The organism is Desulfogranum aggregans (assembly GCF_055398265.1).
In genome coordinates, this window is sequence record NZ_AP042447.1 from 4,772,398 (window position 1) to 4,789,492 (window position 17,095).

General features: G+C 54.6%; 12 protein-coding genes. 6 read left to right on the forward strand and 6 right to left on the reverse strand.

Annotated elements, in window-relative coordinates:
- The first annotated feature begins 207 nt into the window (after positions 1 to 207).
- On the forward strand, positions 208 to 504 hold the full coding sequence (locus ACZ52Z_RS20850; RefSeq protein WP_464268697.1) for a hypothetical protein: 297 nt from the start codon (positions 208 to 210) through the stop codon (positions 502 to 504).
- 324 nt (positions 505 to 828) lie between these two features.
- On the opposite strand, the gene ACZ52Z_RS20855 is transcribed toward ACZ52Z_RS20850, so the two are convergent.
- Both ACZ52Z_RS20855 and ACZ52Z_RS20860 read right to left on the reverse strand, forming a co-directional pair.
- Positions 829 to 4,923 carry a hypothetical protein gene (locus ACZ52Z_RS20855; protein WP_464268698.1) on the reverse strand — a complete coding sequence of 1,365 codons (4,095 nt, stop codon included), beginning with the start codon at positions 4,921 to 4,923 and terminating at the stop codon, positions 829 to 831.
- Positions 4,924 to 5,211: 288 nt separating this feature from the next.
- On the reverse strand, positions 5,212 to 6,009 hold the full coding sequence (locus ACZ52Z_RS20860) for a hypothetical protein (protein WP_464268699.1): 798 nt from the start codon (positions 6,007 to 6,009) through the stop codon (positions 5,212 to 5,214).
- Between the two features lie 156 nt (positions 6,010 to 6,165).
- Between ACZ52Z_RS20860 and ACZ52Z_RS20865 the strand changes: the two genes are divergently transcribed.
- The 4 genes from ACZ52Z_RS20865 to ACZ52Z_RS20880 all read left to right on the forward strand — a co-directional run bounded on the left by ACZ52Z_RS20865 (position 6,166) and on the right by ACZ52Z_RS20880 (position 10,473).
- Positions 6,166 to 7,788, forward strand: coding sequence for an ABC-F family ATP-binding cassette domain-containing protein (locus ACZ52Z_RS20865; RefSeq protein WP_464268700.1), 1,623 nt, complete (start codon positions 6,166 to 6,168; stop codon positions 7,786 to 7,788).
- Positions 7,789 to 7,879: 91 nt separating this feature from the next.
- Complete coding sequence (locus ACZ52Z_RS20870; RefSeq protein WP_464268701.1) at positions 7,880 to 9,499, forward strand: ABC-F family ATP-binding cassette domain-containing protein; 1,620 nt, start codon at positions 7,880 to 7,882, stop codon at positions 9,497 to 9,499.
- Positions 9,500 to 9,653: 154 nt separating this feature from the next.
- Positions 9,654 to 9,815 (forward strand): hypothetical protein, encoded by a 162-nt coding sequence (locus tag ACZ52Z_RS20875; protein ID WP_464268702.1) that lies wholly within the window; start codon positions 9,654 to 9,656, stop codon positions 9,813 to 9,815.
- A gap of 106 nt (positions 9,816 to 9,921) precedes the next feature.
- Positions 9,922 to 10,473, forward strand: coding sequence for a class I SAM-dependent methyltransferase (locus tag ACZ52Z_RS20880; RefSeq protein WP_464268703.1), 552 nt, complete (start codon positions 9,922 to 9,924; stop codon positions 10,471 to 10,473).
- 20 nt (positions 10,474 to 10,493) lie between these two features.
- Here ACZ52Z_RS20880 and ACZ52Z_RS20885 read toward each other — a convergent pair whose 3' ends face one another.
- The gene (locus tag ACZ52Z_RS20885) at positions 10,494 to 11,432 is read right to left on the reverse strand and encodes an alpha/beta hydrolase (protein WP_464268704.1); all 939 of its coding nucleotides are present in this window, start codon (positions 11,430 to 11,432) and stop codon (positions 10,494 to 10,496) included.
- A 382-nt stretch (positions 11,433 to 11,814) separates the two neighbouring features.
- Here ACZ52Z_RS20885 and ACZ52Z_RS20890 point away from each other — a divergent pair, with 382 nt between their 5' ends.
- Positions 11,815 to 12,825, forward strand: coding sequence for an asparaginase (locus tag ACZ52Z_RS20890; RefSeq protein ID WP_464268705.1), 1,011 nt, complete (start codon positions 11,815 to 11,817; stop codon positions 12,823 to 12,825).
- Between the two features lie 185 nt (positions 12,826 to 13,010).
- Here ACZ52Z_RS20890 and ACZ52Z_RS20895 read toward each other — a convergent pair whose 3' ends face one another.
- The 3 genes from ACZ52Z_RS20895 to ACZ52Z_RS20905 all read right to left on the reverse strand — a co-directional run bounded on the left by ACZ52Z_RS20895 (position 13,011) and on the right by ACZ52Z_RS20905 (position 16,968).
- Positions 13,011 to 13,925 carry an HpcH/HpaI aldolase/citrate lyase family protein gene (locus ACZ52Z_RS20895; RefSeq protein ID WP_464268706.1) on the reverse strand — a complete coding sequence of 305 codons (915 nt, stop codon included), beginning with the start codon at positions 13,923 to 13,925 and terminating at the stop codon, positions 13,011 to 13,013.
- Between the two features lie 263 nt (positions 13,926 to 14,188).
- Positions 14,189 to 15,748: a sensor domain-containing diguanylate cyclase gene (locus ACZ52Z_RS20900; RefSeq protein WP_464268707.1), complete on the reverse strand. Its 1,560-nt coding sequence runs from the start codon at positions 15,746 to 15,748 to the stop codon at positions 14,189 to 14,191.
- A 173-nt stretch (positions 15,749 to 15,921) separates the two neighbouring features.
- Positions 15,922 to 16,968, reverse strand: coding sequence for a KamA family radical SAM protein (locus ACZ52Z_RS20905; RefSeq protein ID WP_464268708.1), 1,047 nt, complete (start codon positions 16,966 to 16,968; stop codon positions 15,922 to 15,924).
- Positions 16,969 to 17,095: the final 127 nt, after the last annotated feature.

Here is a 17,095-nt window from a genome sequence, read left to right on the forward strand (position 1 = left end):
TGCGCGACTGGCGTGTCGTCAGTCCATTATTTTCAACGCTCAAAAATACAGGTGTTCCAAAACGAGAAAAGGCGAGATTCTGGCTGCAGCAAACATTGGAGGTTTGATATGGTATGAAAAACCAATGAACTGCTCAAGGCTCATTTTCAACCTCCATAAAATTGCCCTCCTTAAAACAGAGGGCGAGAACCCTTTTTGAGGTGCTGTATGAATGCGTATTTCTTTATTTTTGAAGTTGAACCACAAACTGAAAATCCTTTGATTGCCCACGTCTCCAGGGCTGCTGTTCATATGTGGGTGATGTCCACCGGATTAAATGAAGCAAGAGACAGTGCCCTTGGTTTTCTTCAATCCGAAGGCTGGGAGTTAACAGGGGAGAAAGAGGGGTACTTGGCAACTCCAGAGCAGGTAGCAGGCTTGGAAGGTGAAGCATTGTCGAATTATGAGACAGCTCAATCAGAGGGAACCCACGCGAAGTATTATTACTGGCACCGGTCTGAATGATCACGTAGAGCGAATGTGTGTGCCGGTTTCGTTTTCTCAGGCGAAGCCAGGTTCTGCAATGGTCCAGGATCAAACAGTCGGGATTTCCTGGATGAGCGGGGGGCACAAAGAGGGATACTTCCAAAGGGCATCACTGCTGGAAGTTTATTTATCTCCCCCGCTGCTGTTGACTATTCTCTTTATGCCCCCTGTATTGAATAGTGAAAAAAAAGTACGTAGCGGCTGCCTTTTTTCGCCGGTACCAGAGGACCGAGAGAGGTGAGCAACGCTTGAAACGAGTATCATCTCCCGTACGGTACTGGTGGCAGGGCAATTGCCTATCGCTTACGGTGATACCGCATCTTTCTTCTGTTTATCGGTTTGTACAGGCCCCCTGCGCCAGATCGTTGGTTCTGTATAACGTTGCCAGCCCCACTTCATGATGGAGACAAGGCCAAAGGAAATCCAGAGTGCCCAGCCGAGCATGGCAATTCGATACCCAACCATTGGCACAGAGACAACCCAGGCAGTGGGAAGGCTGTTGTCGCTCACATCCTGATACCACCGGAGCAGACTGCTGGTTGAACCGTTTCCGGTGATGTTCATGTCCGGGTGGCCAAGCAATCCCTGGGAAATGGCAAAGACCAGGGAGGCCATAGCCACCAGGGTGAGCACGCCGATACTGACCTGGATCAGGTTAAAACTCCTCCTGCCAAGGGGGGCAGCTTTGGTTCGGAGATCAAGGGCAATCAGCCAGCCGACCACGAGTAGGCAGGCGGCAATGTTGCTCATCGACATCCCTATGCCGAGCAGGATCCAGTGGTACCACCTCAGCGGCGTCAGGCCGGTCCTTGCAAGGCCGATTGCCACCAGGACGATGACCACCAGGACGGACCAGAAGAGCACCGCAGGCCCAGCCAGTTGGTCGCCGCCGACAAACAGGGGCCAGCGGCTGCCTGGCAGCGCGAGATCAACACTTGCATTGACGCTCGGGATGCCGAGATCGATCTCCGGAGTTCTAAACAGCCAACGCATCCCCGAAGGTTCGCGCCATTGTAGGGCAATCTCCTGCACACCCGGCGTAATCGGCAGAACTACATTGCGTCCCTCCTGGCGAATCGGCTGGAGCCTCCCCCCTATGTTAACTTCGTAGAGTTCAGCGTCAGGCGGTAAGGCAATGGTGTGCTGCCCGCCCTGACTACTTGTAACGCTAAACTGTAATTGCCCATTGGTTGTTCGTCGGCCCGGTCGCAGCTGCAGGTGGCTTTTTTCAATGGTCATGGTTTGGCCGCCAATCCCGGCAGGGCGGGTGATCGTTAAGGCCACTTCCTCACCTGGCCAAGGATGCCAGGTCGGGTACCATCGGTTGCCGGTTGTATGCAGGATGACCGGAATGCCCTCGGTTTCCACGTGGTAGATCGGGCTGGCATCGACTTTCCAGATTTCCTTCCAGGCATCGGTCGCTGCATGGCGCAGTACGATGGAACCGGTGGGGTCGAGGAAGGATTCCCACCGCATTTCCGCCTGGTCGGCTCGCAGGCTGACCAGGGCCTGGCCGTCGCTTACGCGGACGCCTTCCGTGGTAACTGATTCTCCGGGCAGGAGGGGGATATTCATGACCATTGCCGAGCCTTCAGGGCTTATCCGCTTGACCCTGGTTTCCACCTTCCAGACTAGGCCCAGCAGAATATTTCGCTCCACCAGTGCAAATGAGGGGAGCACCCCGGTTTCAAGGATTTCCGTCTGCCGGTCCTCCCGGTCGACTATGCGTTTGAACTGTAACTGGGCATCAAAGGTGCCATCAGAATGGACGCCTTCCACCGACCAGCCGTTTGCGGTGATGGTCGCGTGGTGCGGTTGCAGCGGGAAGGGCAGCTGCAGGGTATTCTGCTTGCGGATGGAGCCGCTGAGTTCCACGGTGTGTCTGCCGGACGGCACCAGCGCCCATAGAATGTCATCTGCACGGAAGAGCCATTCCGCAGGGTTGCCATCCACCGAAACCTGCTGGGGAAGCCAGTGGTCGGCGTGGCCTGGGAGGGGAACCGCCGAATCAACGTGGGTGTCCACCTCGGCAACCAGGGACAGCTTTTCCGGGGCGATCGCGATGGCCACCTCCGAGATTCCCGCGCAGGCGGGAAAGCATTCGTTGGTTTCCAGGAGCCGCTTTTGCAGCGCATCGAGCATTTCCGGGGAGGGGATGTCGCCCGCCTGCACTTTGCCTGGATGTACAAGTGCAAACACCAGGAGGAGGCAGGCAAAAAACGAGTGCAAGCCCGGGGTTCGAAACCCCTTTCCGCGTTGGTAGCCGACACCGCACATCCCAAAGGCCAGCAGGAGAATCAAAACCACGCGCATGCACGACAGTACAAGGTTGGTTGTCGGTCCGATGAGGGTGAAGGAGATGGTCTGCTCGCGGGTCACCGGTCCGGACCAACTGAAACCAATGGTCTCGAACGGTCGCCACCTGGGAATTCCCGGGCCCGTCTGGGTGAGGGCCTTGGGATCATACTGCACCACCTGGCTGGAATACGGGGATGAAGCGACGCTTGCCATCGGGGCTGCAACGCGCCCGGCAATTTTCCTGGCCGCGCCGGCTGTCTGCTTGGCAACCTGTTGGTCCGTGAGGGCTTCCTGTGCAACATCCGGGTGCACGGGGTGAGCCGCTCTTTGCCGGTGCGCGGCATAATCGGTCATGGATGCCCGGGGAATTGCCAGTTGCGGGTAAATGCCCACCCTGAGTGCCTGGATGGAAAAAGGTATGGCTATGGTCACAAGCGCAAGCAGGGCCGTCAGCTGATAGAGCTTGACCGTTGTGCGGAATTTGCCTTCAGGCAGATGCTTGAGCAGGGCAAAACCAACCAACAGGGCCAACCACACATATCTGGGCGCGTTGGGCTCATGGTAGATAAGCACCAGGGTGACAAAGCCGATGCCTGCCAGCGGCACTGAAAAAAGCCGTGCCAGGGAAATGGTGAAAATCAGCACGATGAAAAAATCCAGAAGGGTCCAGCGCTTCATCCAGGTGCGCGGCATATTGTCAATCCCTCCTGCATTGAGCAGCTTCCAGCCGGGGGGCAGGTGCAGTTTCCCGCGAACCTGCTGGAAATCATGATCCCAACCGGTTGCAGGGAGACTCGAGATATCCCCCTGGTAAGTGCTGTCTGCCGTGAGATGGACAATGCCCTCTCGAAGCTCGACTCCGCTTTTGTCCGTCCCCTGGCGCCGGGTAATGAACTGTTCCTTGCCGTCAACAGCAACTCGGCCCAGGCCAATGGATGGATCGATTTCAAGGCGCCAGTTGGTATTTTTTTCCCCCTTGATGGTATCCTGGATCGTGTAGCCCGACCCGTCAAAGCGTAACCAGAGACTCCGATTGAGGGTCAGCTGGTCGGGTGCCGGGAGTGGATCGCCACGCTTGATTGCGTTCAACCGCATGGTGTCGCCGGGGACCAGCCGGTAGGCAGGGTAATTGCGCCAGCCTTGCGGCATGGACGTCTGCAGGGGATCAATCGGCGTCACCCCTTCAACCTCAACAACCCGCAAGTCGGCACGGGCATGGAATGACCATATTTCCTGCTCCGGCCAAAGGCCGTCGCCCGGGTGGTCAAAGGTGAGTGTTTCCACAGGCCCGAGATGGCGAACAACGAGGGTGAACTGATATTGTCCCGGGCGGACCTGGAGCCGTATGCGTGCGTCATGCTCCAGTCTGGCCGGGAGTGAGCTCTGCAGGGAGACCGGGACAAATCGCTCACGGGAATAGATCGGTCCAAGGGTGATCTCCCGCCCCGAACCGGCAACGTCCAGGGTGACATGGGTCACCAGTCGGGCAGGGATCTGATCGTCTATGAGCCGGAAACTCTCAATCTGCAGCCTGTTTTCTATGGTTTCTTCCTTTTGCGCGGTTCGCAGCCACAACACCCCTGCGTCATCGATATTCGGGAAGGCAATCTGCTTGTCGTTCACTGAGAGGGAGATGAGGGCGGCCTGCGGCGGGACCTGCACAAACTCGGGCAGTTTCGGCCAGGTGAACTTTCCGGTAATGGTGTACGCCCCTGGCTGGAGGTGAATGCTGGGGCGGTTTTGCTGTTCGAGGACAACGGCGGGGGTGCCGTTTACCCGTACCTCCCGAGGCCATTGCGTGCTGTTTCCCGGCAAGGTGATCCAGCTCTCGTGAAGGACCTGCCAGGATTGGCTGAAATCGCCCCCGCCGTCGTGTAACTGCACACGGAGTTGGCTCGGCCAGTTGCACTGCAGTTTCTTGGGGTTGTTATAGTGAGGAATGCATGCCAGTTGCTCTTGCTTGTCGTGCAATACCCAGTCAACCCATGGCTGAAGCGGCTCGGGAATGGCGGGCGCACCGATGACGGCGCACGGTCGGAGGAGAGAAACCAAAAGGAAAAGGGGCAAAAAATACTTGGCTGCTGCGCTCAAATTCTGCATGGATATTTTCATTCTTCGTTTCTTGTTTATCTCCGTGGAAATCGTCTTCGGCTCATTTCATTAATTCAGTGTTCGAACGCACAGGGTAACCATATTCAAGGGGTAGAGGAGGTTAACTTCCTCAACCACAACTTTCAAACCCTGATTAGTGAATTCACTGCATAATGCGTCTAGGCGCTTATGGAATTGATCATGCCAGAGGAATTGGATATCGGAGCTAAGATTAATGGCTAAGAAAACTGTTCGTTTCTGTTCCTCATCTGATTGGCCTAGCTGTCTTAAGGCCTTTTAAAGAGTTGTCTGTCGCTTTGTGAAAAGGGGGTTCCTGTTTACTTGGCTAAAATTTGCTTGAACGTCAAGAGGTAAAACAACCGGGGGATGTCTGCAGCCAGGAAGATATATTAGGACGATACGTCCGCTCGAGAGCTCACGTGCTTGATCAGGTTGTTGGTAAACTACTGCGAAGAAATCCTTGATCTCTGAGATTTCCTTTCGGGAAAGTTGATTGCGTGATTCGACACGGCTCCACTCGAAATTCAGATGAGGAAGCACGCCTTGTGGCAGCGGTGGCGCCAGTTCCTTTTTTGCCTGCCACCAGCGCATAAGGTATTCTTCCAGCTTGTCAGGAGGTCGGATGTATTTGGCTTCCACCAAGTGTGTCTGTCCCTCTTTTTCGGCGCTGAAGTCCTGGATTTTTCTGTTTGATTGACGCGGCATCAAATTTATCGTATGGCCATCAGAGGAATACCGCAGGATTGAACGAATTTCAGTCAATGCCGACAAGATGCGATTGTGAGCAAAATTCTCAATCGAATGGTTGGATAAGTCCTTGAGCAGTATTTTCTGAAAGCTTTTAAACTGAGAGGCTCCGAGTGTAGACTCTAGTGCACCGAGTTGGTTCTCGAATGCCCACAGCTTGTCTAAACGGTTGAGGAACGTCCACCGAAACAAGGGGTTTAATAGAAGGTCCTCAAGTGTTGTTTGGTCTAATTTGGCAGGTGCGCTGGGGAGGGCAAAGCATGGCTGGGGCAAGGGCATAGAGCGTGGCGCAGTAGCAGAGGTGGGGCCAAGTACATTGCAGAGCATAAGCAGCAGAGCCTGTATTCAATGGAGTGTGCTGGCCTCTGGTTGGACAGTCGTTTGCTCCGTCTAACAGCTATATAGGCAGGTGTATTCTCTGCTTGCATACCATTGTGTGCTGTGGTACCCTCCCCACTTTTTTCCCAAGAGACGCCCCCTTCGATGATACACCTCCACAATATATACAAGCAGTACGGTTCCCATATCCTGTTTCAGGACGCGAGCCTGCAGGTACTCCCCAACAGTCGTACCGGGCTGGTCGGCCCCAATGGTGCCGGAAAAACCTCGGTTTTTCGCCTGATCACCGGTGAAGAGGAACCGGATAAGGGAGATATTGTCTGCTCCAAGAAGACCGTCATCGGCTACTTCTCCCAGGATGTAGGAGAGATGTCGGGCCGGTCGGTCCTGGACGAGGTGATGGCCGCCGCCGGAGAGGTGGTAGCGCTCGGCCGTCGGATGCGCGAAATGGAAGCGCAGATGAGCCAACCCATGGAGGATGACGCCCTGGCCGAGCTGCTGGAAGAGTACGGGACGGTGACCGCGCTCTTCGAACATCGCGGTGGCTACGATCTTGATGCCCGGGCCAAGACGATCCTGGGCGGCCTCGGTTTTGCTACGGAGGAGTTCTCGCTTCCGGTGGAGACCTACAGTGGTGGCTGGAAGATGCGTATTGCCCTGGCACGGATACTCATCATCAATCCGGATGTGCTCCTCCTGGATGAGCCGACCAACCACCTGGATATGGAATCTATCCTGTGGCTTGAGGAGTGGCTGGCCTGCGAATATCAAGGCGCGCTGCTCATGACCTGTCATGACCGGGAGTTCATGAACCGGATTGTTTCGCGGGTTATAGAAATTGCCGATGGCGGGGCTACAACCTATAACGGCAATTATGATTTTTACCTGCGGGAGCGGGAAATCAGACGTCAGCAGCTCCAGGCCAGCTATCGCCGCCAGCAGGAGATGCTGGCCAAGGAAGAGGAGTTCATCGCCAAATTCGCGGCCCGTGTCTCCCATGCTGCCCAGGTCCAATCGCGGATCAAAAAATTGGAAAAGATAGAACGCATCGTCCTGCCGCCGGAACAGAAAGTGATGAAATTCAATTTTCCGGATCCCCCGCGCAGCGGTGAAGATGTCCTTCACCTCAAAGAGCTGGGCAAAGAGTGGCACACGGCCAACGATACCATCAAACCCGTTTTCAGCGGACTCACCGGAACCATCAGGAGGCTGGAGAAAATTGCCCTGGTGGGGGTGAACGGTGCCGGTAAATCCACTCTGCTGCAGGTCATCACCGGGCGGACAGCAGCGAGCGCCGGTGCGGTGATCATGGGAGCAGGGGTGAATGTCGGCTATTTCAGCCAGCACGCCATGGATACTCTCAACCCCGAGCACACGGTTTTTGAAGCGGTCCAGGAAGTTTTGCCCATGGATAATATCGGGGTTATCCGCAACCTCTGTGCTGCTTTTCTGTTCCAGGGCGATGAGGTCGACAAACGCATCGCTACGCTTTCCGGCGGGGAGAAGAGCAGGGTGGTCCTGGCCAAACTCCTGGCTCGGCCGCTGAACTTCTTGGTGCTCGATGAGCCCACCAACCACCTGGATATCCTCTCGCGAGACGTCCTGCTCGACGCGCTCCAGACCTTTACCGGGACCATCCTGCTGGTCAGCCATGATCGCCATTTTCTGCGTTCCCTGGTGAACAGGGTCTTTGAAATCGATCATGGGGAAATGCGCATCTACGAGGGCGATTACGACTACTACCTCAGTCAAGTTGTGGCTTGTTGACACTCACCGCAAACAGCACCCACCCTCGCCCAATTCAATCCATTTTTTCGCGGGTATAAACCCCGCGGTATCCTATATTTACGAGACTATTATGATCGAAGCTTCCAACATCAGCCTTGCCTACGGCAAACGCGTTATTTTCAAGGATGTAAATATTAAATTTACACCCGGTAACTGTTACGGCCTTATCGGCGCCAACGGGGCTGGTAAATCCACCTTTCTGAAAATTCTCTCCGGCGACAAGCAGCCAGACAGCGGCGAGGTGTTTGTCAGCGGCAAGCAGCGGATCGCGGTCTTGAGTCAGGACCAGTTCGCCTTTGATGCGTACACGGTTGCCGAAACCGTAATCATGGGCCATACGCGCCTGCACCAGGTGATGGCCGAGCGGGAGGCGCTGTACACCAAGACTGAATTTACCGAGGAGGACGGTATCCGCAGCAGCGAACTCGAAACCGAATTTGCTGAAATGAACGGCTATGAGGTTGAGTCCGAGGCAGCGGTGCTGCTCAGCGGGCTGGGCATCGGGGAGGAGCTCCGTGATAAACGGATGAAAGAGCTGGAGGGCGGTGAAAAAGTACGGGTACTGCTGGCCCAGGCGCTGTTCGGCAACCCGGATATCCTGCTGCTCGACGAACCGACCAACAACCTTGACCGGCAATCCGCTCTGTGGCTGGAGAGTTTTCTTGAGCGTTTCCAGAATACGGTCATCATTGTCTCTCATGACCGTCATTTCCTCAACCAGGTCTGCACCCATATGGCGGATATCGATTATGGTCAGATCAAGGTGTATGCCGGCAATTACGACTTCTGGTATCAGTGCAGCGAGTTAATGAAACAGCAGCGGCAGGACGCGGGGCGCAAGGCCGATGCCAAGGCCAAAGAGCTGAAAGCCTTTATCGCCCGGTTCTCGTCCAACGCCTCCAAGGCCAGGCAGGCGACGTCGCGAAAAAAGCTGCTGGACAAGCTCGAATTGGAGGACCTGCCGGCATCATCACGCAAGTACCCGTTTGTGCATTTTAAGCCTGGGCGAAGCTGTGGGAATGTCATCCTGGAAGTCAATAACCTCACCAAGGATATTGACGGCACCCGGGTACTGGATAACTTTTCTCTGGAAGTGCGCAAAGGGGATAAGATCGGTTTTGTGGGCACCAATAGCCTGGCCATCACCACCCTTTTCCAGATCCTGGCCGGTGAGCTGGAGCCGGACAGCGGCGGCTTTCGTTGGGGGCTCACCATGTCCACTGCCTACTTTCCCAAGGAAAACAGTGCGTTCTTTCAAACGGATACCACCCTGGTTGATTGGCTGAGCGAATATACGCCCCCTACGGAAGAAGAGAGTTATGCCAGGGGGTTCCTGGGAAAAATGCTGTTCTCAGGAGAGGAGGCTCTGAAAAAGACCAGTGTGCTCTCCGGTGGTGAACGAGTGCGCTGCATGCTCTCCAGGATGATGCTGAGCGATGCCAATGCCCTGATCCTGGATGAGCCGACCAACCATCTTGACCTGGAGTCGATCACTTCGCTCAATAATGGAATGAAGGCCTTTCCGGAGATTATCCTGTTTTCCTCCCATGACCATGAACTGATGGCCACCGTGGCAACGAGAATAATTGAGATTGCGCCCAATGGGGTGATCGACAAGATGCTCTCCTATGGTGATTACCTGGATGACCCGGAAGTGCAGCAACAGCGGGAAATGCTGTGTGCCGGGTGAACCAGGAAGAGCTGAGTATTGCTGGGAGGGAAAAGATCCTGCCGCATCGTGTCGAGGATTTCGCCTATGCAGGCCATTCCCTGTTGACGAGGGTGTTGATGGTATGCTTGTATTGCAGGAGGTCTCTAACTTATTCTTTGAATGGAGGTATGCCATGCAAAAAGATGCAGTTATCACCGTTACCTGCCCCAAGTGCGGCTCCAAGATCACCGAGAAACTCAGTTACTTCCAAACTCCGGGAAAATCCTGCACTGCCTGTTGTCGTCCTTTCTCCTCACCCCGGTTCAAGCTGGCTATAGAAAAGGCACTGGAGTAGCTGTCGTCAATGCTGAAGAGCGGCTGAAAATTAGGGATGATTCTTCGCGTCGATCACTGCCATCATCCGCACATTGCTCAGGAGTTTGAGCCACAAGGGGGTGACCATGACTGATGTGGATCGGGAAAAGTGGGACGCGAAGTATGAGGCGACCCTGGGCAGCAAAGTGCCTTCCGAGCTGCTCAGGGAGTTTGCTCATTTGGCACCCACCGGCAGGGCGCTGGATATTGCCTGCGGCAACGGCAGGAACAGCCTCTTTCTTGCCCAACAGGGGTTTACGGTGGATGCAGTGGATATTTCCACCGTGGCCACCGGGCACCTGGCAAACCGTGATTTCAATATTCATGTGCTCTGCCAGGACCTGGACCACTGGACCATCCCTCCGCAACAATACGAGCTGATTGTCAACATTCGTTTTCTCGATCGGCGACTCTTTCCCATGATCATCGACGGCTTGAAACCCGGCGGGGTGCTGGTATTCCAATCCTTTGTTGATGAGCAGAGGGAAACCTACTGCCTCCGGCCCAATGAATTGCTGCAATGGTTTAGGGCGCTACGGATCGTCTATTACCGGGAGGAGAAGGCGGCCGAGTCGGAGAAATTTGATCAGCTTGTCTCCATGGTGGCAGTCAAGGCTCCGGAAGCAATCGCTCTTTAGGGGTGAGCCAACTTCCCCGTCTATTCCTGCGGGAACTCTCTTACAGTAGGGGTGGTGGACTGCTCCCTGATCCACTGCACGATATCGTTTAACACCTGGTCCGCCTGAAGGTCCCGCAGGAGCATATGATAGCCGTTATCGTAAACAATGAGTTGCGGTCCACCCGGCTTTTCCTTTCCGGGAAGCCGATCATATACCCGTTCAACCGGTACGCGGGGGATGATTTCATCTTTTGCCCCATACAGGACCAGGGTCTTCCCCTGCAGCAATTCTGCGTTCTGATAGGCTGTATCCATGAGGTTCGACAGGCCGTAGAGGGTATCGATGCGTGATTCCTTGATTACCAAAGGGTCTCTGCCCAAGGCCTGAAGCATCTCCCTGTTGTCGGACGGGGTAATGTTCAGGGGGCTGCCACTCACTTTTTTCCAGGGCAGGGTGCGTGCAGCAATCCACAAGAGCCATCGCTGGTAGAACGGCATTTCGCTACGGGCCCACACTGCAGGCGCGACCAGGATTACTCCGTCTGCCTGGGGCGGATTGTCGCCGGTCATGGCCACAATGGTGACCGCACCGCCCATGCTGTCGCCCAGGATGTACAACGGCAATCCAGGGTGGGTGCGGGCAACCAGCTGAATGAAGAGTTCAAGATCCCCGGTCATGGCCCGGGTACCGCTCCATCTCCCCCGGGAATTGGTTGCGCCAAAGCCACGCTGGTCATAAGCATACACGGCCAGATGGTGGTCGTTGAAAAAGCCGGCAGCATCGCTGATAAAGGCGGAATAATCATTGAACCCGTGTACGGCAACGATCACTCCGTCCGGAGTAGCGGACGGCAGCCATGCCCGCATGGGCAGTTCAGTCCCGTCGCTGGAGAGGAAGCGCTGTTGGTCGACAAGACGCGGCTCGGAAGGAGGACCTGCTGGATAGGGGGAAAAACCTGGAGCGCAGGCTGTGAGCACAGCGAATATCCCCGCAGTCAGCAGCAGGGCCGAAAGATGTTGAAGCGATAGGCGGGAACACATGGCAAAAGAATGAGTTGAATGCCTGCCCTTCGCGGCAGGTGACGGTTACCTGGCTAGAATGGGGAGTATGATAGTACACCTTACCCCGAAAGGATAGCCTAATCCTCTCATTTTTGAAGGGAGGAGCGTTTTGGTTTGGAGGTGCATGAACCGCTAACACCGCACAGGTGAAGGGGAGTTGGTGGTAAGCACTCGACAGCGCACCGGTCAGTGGACCAGAGAGAAGGGTTTGCGCTTTTTTTTCTTCAGCAGTAGTATGGCTGCATTTTTTTATGCGGTCATTGGACCACTTTTGTAGAAGCGCAAAGGGAGCAAGGCGATGGCAGAAGTGCTGTTAGAAATAACCCGGGGAGAAGTAGTGGAGTGTATCCATCGCGGTGACGTGGCGGTGGTCAACAGTCGTGGCGAGCTGCTTCACTTCTTCGGTGATCCGGAAAAGGTCACTTACTTCCGGTCCGCTGCAAAACCAATCCAGGCCCTGCATCTGTTCACTTCCGGTGCTGCAGAGCGATATAATTTATCGGATAAAGAAATCGCTGTTATCTGTTCCTCCCACTACGCGGAACCATTCCATCGACAGACCGTCCGATCGATTCTGGACAAAACAGGATTGACGGAGGAGAATATCCTGGGAGGTACGGTGACCTCTCTCAACAACGAGTATGCGCTGCAACTCGCCCGTGAGGGGGTTGCGCTCTCCCCCCTTTTCAGTGACTGCTCAGGCAAACACAGTGGTATGCTGGCCGCATGCGTCCATATGGGCTATGACCTGAGCACCTATCTTTCTCCGGAACACCCCTGCCAGCAGAATATTCTCAGGATTCTGGCCCAGGTCTGTGCACTGGCCCCGGAGGAGATAGGGGTCGGTATCGACGGCTGCAGTGCGCCTGTGCATGCGCTGCCTTTACGGAACATGGCCCTGGGGTTCGCCCGAATTGCCAATCCGCGCTCTCTGCCCTCCGAACTGACTTTTGCTGCAGAAAAGATTTTTGCCGCCATGAATACCTATCCGGAGATGATATCCGGCACCGGCGGGTTTTGTACGGAACTGATCAGGCATACAGGTGGAATGCTCATCGGCAAGATCGGCGCCGAAGGGGTCTACTGTGTCGGTCTTCGAGGAGTGGATATGGGGATTGCGGTGAAGGTGGAAAACGGCTCCATGGACGTCCTGCCGCCGATCGTCATGCACATCCTCGACTCGCTCGGGTGCCTGGATGATGCAATGAAGACCTCCCTGGTTCGCTTTGCCCGCAAAGCCAACACCAATGACCTGGAGACGGTAGTCGGGGCCTATCGGCCTGTGTGTACACTCACCCCGAATTCGTAACCACCGACCAATCCAGGCACATGGTTGGCGGTGCATGCCGTCTTCGGTCTGTGACTGGAATCACCACTGTGCTCTGACGGGGGGCTCAATCCGGAGGGCGCGAGGGGTTTTCAAGCACGGTGTGTAAAGGGGAGGTCGTGCATATCCGGCTTCCTCCCCTGAATTGCCACTGGCTGGAAAGGCAGTTATACCAGGCCGAGATGCTCGGCCTGGTTCCAGAGTTGTTTGGCCAGCCTGACTGTGGCCTGGTCTACCATCCTCCCTTCCACGGCAATTGCACCTTTGCCTGATGCCTTGGCATCGGCATCGGCATCCAGCACCTTTTTTGCCAGAGCGATATCTTCCGCTGCCGGGGTAAAGACCTCATTGATTACCTCCACCTGGCCGGGATGGATTGCCCATTTCCCATCACATCCGAGGGCACAGGCCATAACCGCTGACCGGCGCAGCCCCTCACTATCCTTGAAGTTGCCGTATGGCGCATCAATGGCCAGGGTTCGGTTGGCTTTGGCAGCCATGACCATTCTGCTGAGCGGGAAGTGCCAGCGATGACCGGGGTAGAGTTCCTCTTCCTTTTCCCCATGGCCGGAAATGGAAACCAGTCTGGCGCCTACGGATGCGGAATAATCGGCAATGCCGAAAACCAGGCTCGTTGTCCTGTCACTCGCTGCGGCAATGGCTGCTGCCTGCTGCAACCCTTCCGCGGTCTCAATGGAGGCTTCAATGCCAATGGTTCGTTCAAGGTTTTTTTCCATTTCAATCCCGTTGAGCAGGTGATGGGCAAAGTGCATATCACTGGGGTGATTCACCTTGGGAATGACAATGGCATCGATGATATGACCGCAGTGCTCTGCGACCTCCAGGAGATCGCGATAGGCAAACGGGGTATCCAGGCTGTTAATACGTACCGTGACGGTGCTGTTACTCCAGTCCAGCGTGTTGAGCGATTCGATAACCTGCTCCCTGGCCTGTATTTTACTGTCCACCGGTACGCTGTCTTCAAGGTCGAGCATGATCACATCGGCAGGACTGGCAGCAGCTTTGGTGTGCATTTTTGCGACATGTCCCGGCACCGAAAGGTTGGATCGTCTTGGTTTCATAAATTCCTCACACAGTAGAGGTTATGGGAAAGGATCAATCAATTCCAACTGGGCGAACTTATTGAACAGAATACCATATCAGGACAGCCGGCCGGTGTTAAGCAATTTATCCGCACCAAAAAACAATGGTGTCGGTGCCGACCGGTGGTTTACACCATTAAGGGGCCTCGGGGCAGGAGGGGAAGTCTGAACAGTGGGAGGTGTTTTTTTGGGGGATGGAGCAAACGAACTTTTGTAAGGAGGAGAACCACAACGAAACTATATTACAGCTTATACCATTTTTTCTTTTTCTCGCTGAACAAAACGGCTCGGTTACGACCGTTGGCCTTTGCCTCGTACAGGGCTTTATCGGCATTGTTGATAAAACTGTTTTTTGAAAAGTCCCGTGATTCGGGCGCCGCCGTTGCCACTCCGATGCTGATGGTCAGATGATAGGTTTGTTGACTATCGTCAAAGGTGTAGTCATCAACGGTCTTGCGAATTTTTTCGGCAACAAGCATTGCCTCCTCGGCTTCGGTTTCCGGGAGGACAAAGACAAACTCTTCTCCGCCATATCGAGCTATGAGGTCGTATTCCCTGATAATTTCCTGCGTGACCCGGCAAAACTCCTTAAGGATGAAATCGCCAACCTGGTGGCCGTAGGTATCGTTAAACTGTTTGAATAGGTCGATATCAGCCAGCAGGAGGGAAATGGTGCTCTCGTTTCGGATGGAGCGGTTGATTTCACTGTCGAGAAAGGTATGGAAGTAGCGATGGTTATGGATTTCGGTCAGCCCGTCGATGTTCGCCAGATTCTCAAGGAGCGCATTTTTCTGAGCCAGCTCGTCGGCGAGTTTTTCCAGCTCGATTTTTGTCTTGATCAGTTCCCTGTTCATCTCTTCGTAGGAGAGATTGAGCAGGCTTAAACGAAGGTTGGCTTCCTGGAGGATTTCTGCCACTGATTTGACGTTGCCGATTTTGATGTTGAAGAATTCGGCTGCCTGATCGATTTTCTGGTCGATTTGCTGCAGGATGGAATTCACGGCGTCCTGCGATAAGGCCAGCAGCCGTTCCGCTTCTTCGCGAAAACGTTGATGATAAAATTCGGGTTTGGCAGAGTAGTAGATGTTGACGATCAGCTGAGCCAGGTGGACTGCGCGCACATATTGAGCGAGTAGAGGGGAGTCCTGGTGAAACTCCTCCGGTGCATGGCTGAACTTGATTGGAACAAGCAGAATTTCGGGCAACCCCCATCGCTGGGCTACCGCATAACCCGCCTCTGCTTCCGATATACCGAGAATTTCTTCTTGAATACTCCTCTCCTCCCTGTCGGGAGTGTTTTCCATTGCAGCGAGGACCTTGTCGTATTCCTCCGGCAAGGCGGTGGCGAAAATCAGTTTACCGATGTTGTTGAGCAGCCCGGCGATGAAGATTTCCTCTGCCGAGGCCTCGCCGCACTGCTCAAGGATTAATTTGGCTGCGGTGGCACAGACGAGCGATTGCCGCCAGAACTGGTTGAAGTCAAATCGAGGACTGCTCTTTTTGGTGTGCAGGCTTAAAAAGGAGAAGGAAAGAATCAGGCTGCGGACAGCATTGGTACCCAGAATCGATACAGCCTGGTTAATAGTGGCGATCTGCTGGGGAAAACTGTAAAAGGAAGAGTTGGATACCCGCAGCACCTTGGTAGACAGCGCCACATCGCGGGAGATAAGGTTGGCGATGTCAGTGAGGGTTGTCTCCTCCTTTGAGGTGAGAGTGAGCAGCTTTGAGGCAACCACCGGCAGGGTGGGAAGCTCCTGTGACTGGAATATTCGATCCAACATCATATCTGCTGCAGTGGTCATTGGCTGCACCTGCCCATATTTGGTGACCCTCTTTACATTTTTGTTGTAAAAAAAACAGGAAAAGAAGAAAGACGGAAGTGGTACCCTTCGAGAAAACCGACCTCTGTACGAAGTATACAACGACGCCTGTACATGATTCAAGCCCGAATTGATAAAGAATGTGCAACTGGCACCTAGCCAGGGAGGGTGTTTGGATAATGGCAGGGATCGCCTGTAGCGGTCGTGAAATCCAGGTTCTCGCCGAGATGGTCTATGTATTGCGGCGTTAAGGGAATTTTGCCTCCGCCGCCGGGGGCATCCAGTGCATAGGTGGGGATGGCCATGCCGCTCACATGTTGTATCAGATGGCGCATAATGGTCATTCCGGTTTCGATCGGCGTGCGAAAGTGAGAGGTCCCGCGGGTAAGGTCGGCCTGAAAGAGGTAATAGGGGCGTACTCGGATCTGCAGCAACCGATACATCAGTTCGGTGATGGTTTCAGGCGTATCGTTGATGTCCCGCAGCAGGACGGTCTGGCATCCAAGCGGGATACCGGCATCGGCAAGCAGGCTGCAGGCATGTTCTGCTTCAGGGGTGATTTCACACGGATGATTGAAATGGGTGTTGATGTAGAGAGGGTGGTACTTCTTCAGCATCGCGGCCAATGGTGGCGTGACTCGTTCCGGCGACGTGCAGGGTACCCGGGTGCCAATGCGGATAGTGAGCACGTGGGGAATGGAATGCAGGCGCCGCAGGATAGATTCCAGGCGTTCAAGCGGCAGCATCAGGGGGTCTCCCCCTGACAGCAGGACATCCTTGATCACAGGGTTACTTCGGATGTACTTGATTCCCTTATCAATGGTTTCGTCGGTTATTGCCATCTCCGGCTTGCCCACTTTTCGTTTTCTGGTACAGAAGCGACAGAAAACCGGACACTGGTTACTCACCAGAAACAGGACTCGATCCCGGTATTTATGTACCAGGTTGGGAACCGGGCTGAGGTTCTCTTCGGCCAATGGATCGATCAATCCCTCCGGATCAGTGAGTTCTCGACTGTCCGGGATCGCCTGTTTGATCAGCGGTATTCCGTTTTTTTTGATAAGCTGGAAATAGTAGCGGCTGATGCGTAGCGGGTACTGCGCATGCACGGCGCGAACTGCCTCAAGATCGATATCAGGAAGGTCGATCAGTTGATCCGGGCAGGTGATATAGTCAGTGGTGGTTGTCGTTTTTCTGGGCATGGGAGGTGTTCTGCTAACATTTTCCGTTACTCTTGTTGGCCAGGAATATACGGGATTAAATGGGATTGCGCCAGCGTCATTCTCCCGGCGGTACAGAATATGGTGCTGTAGTTTTTTATTCGGAAAA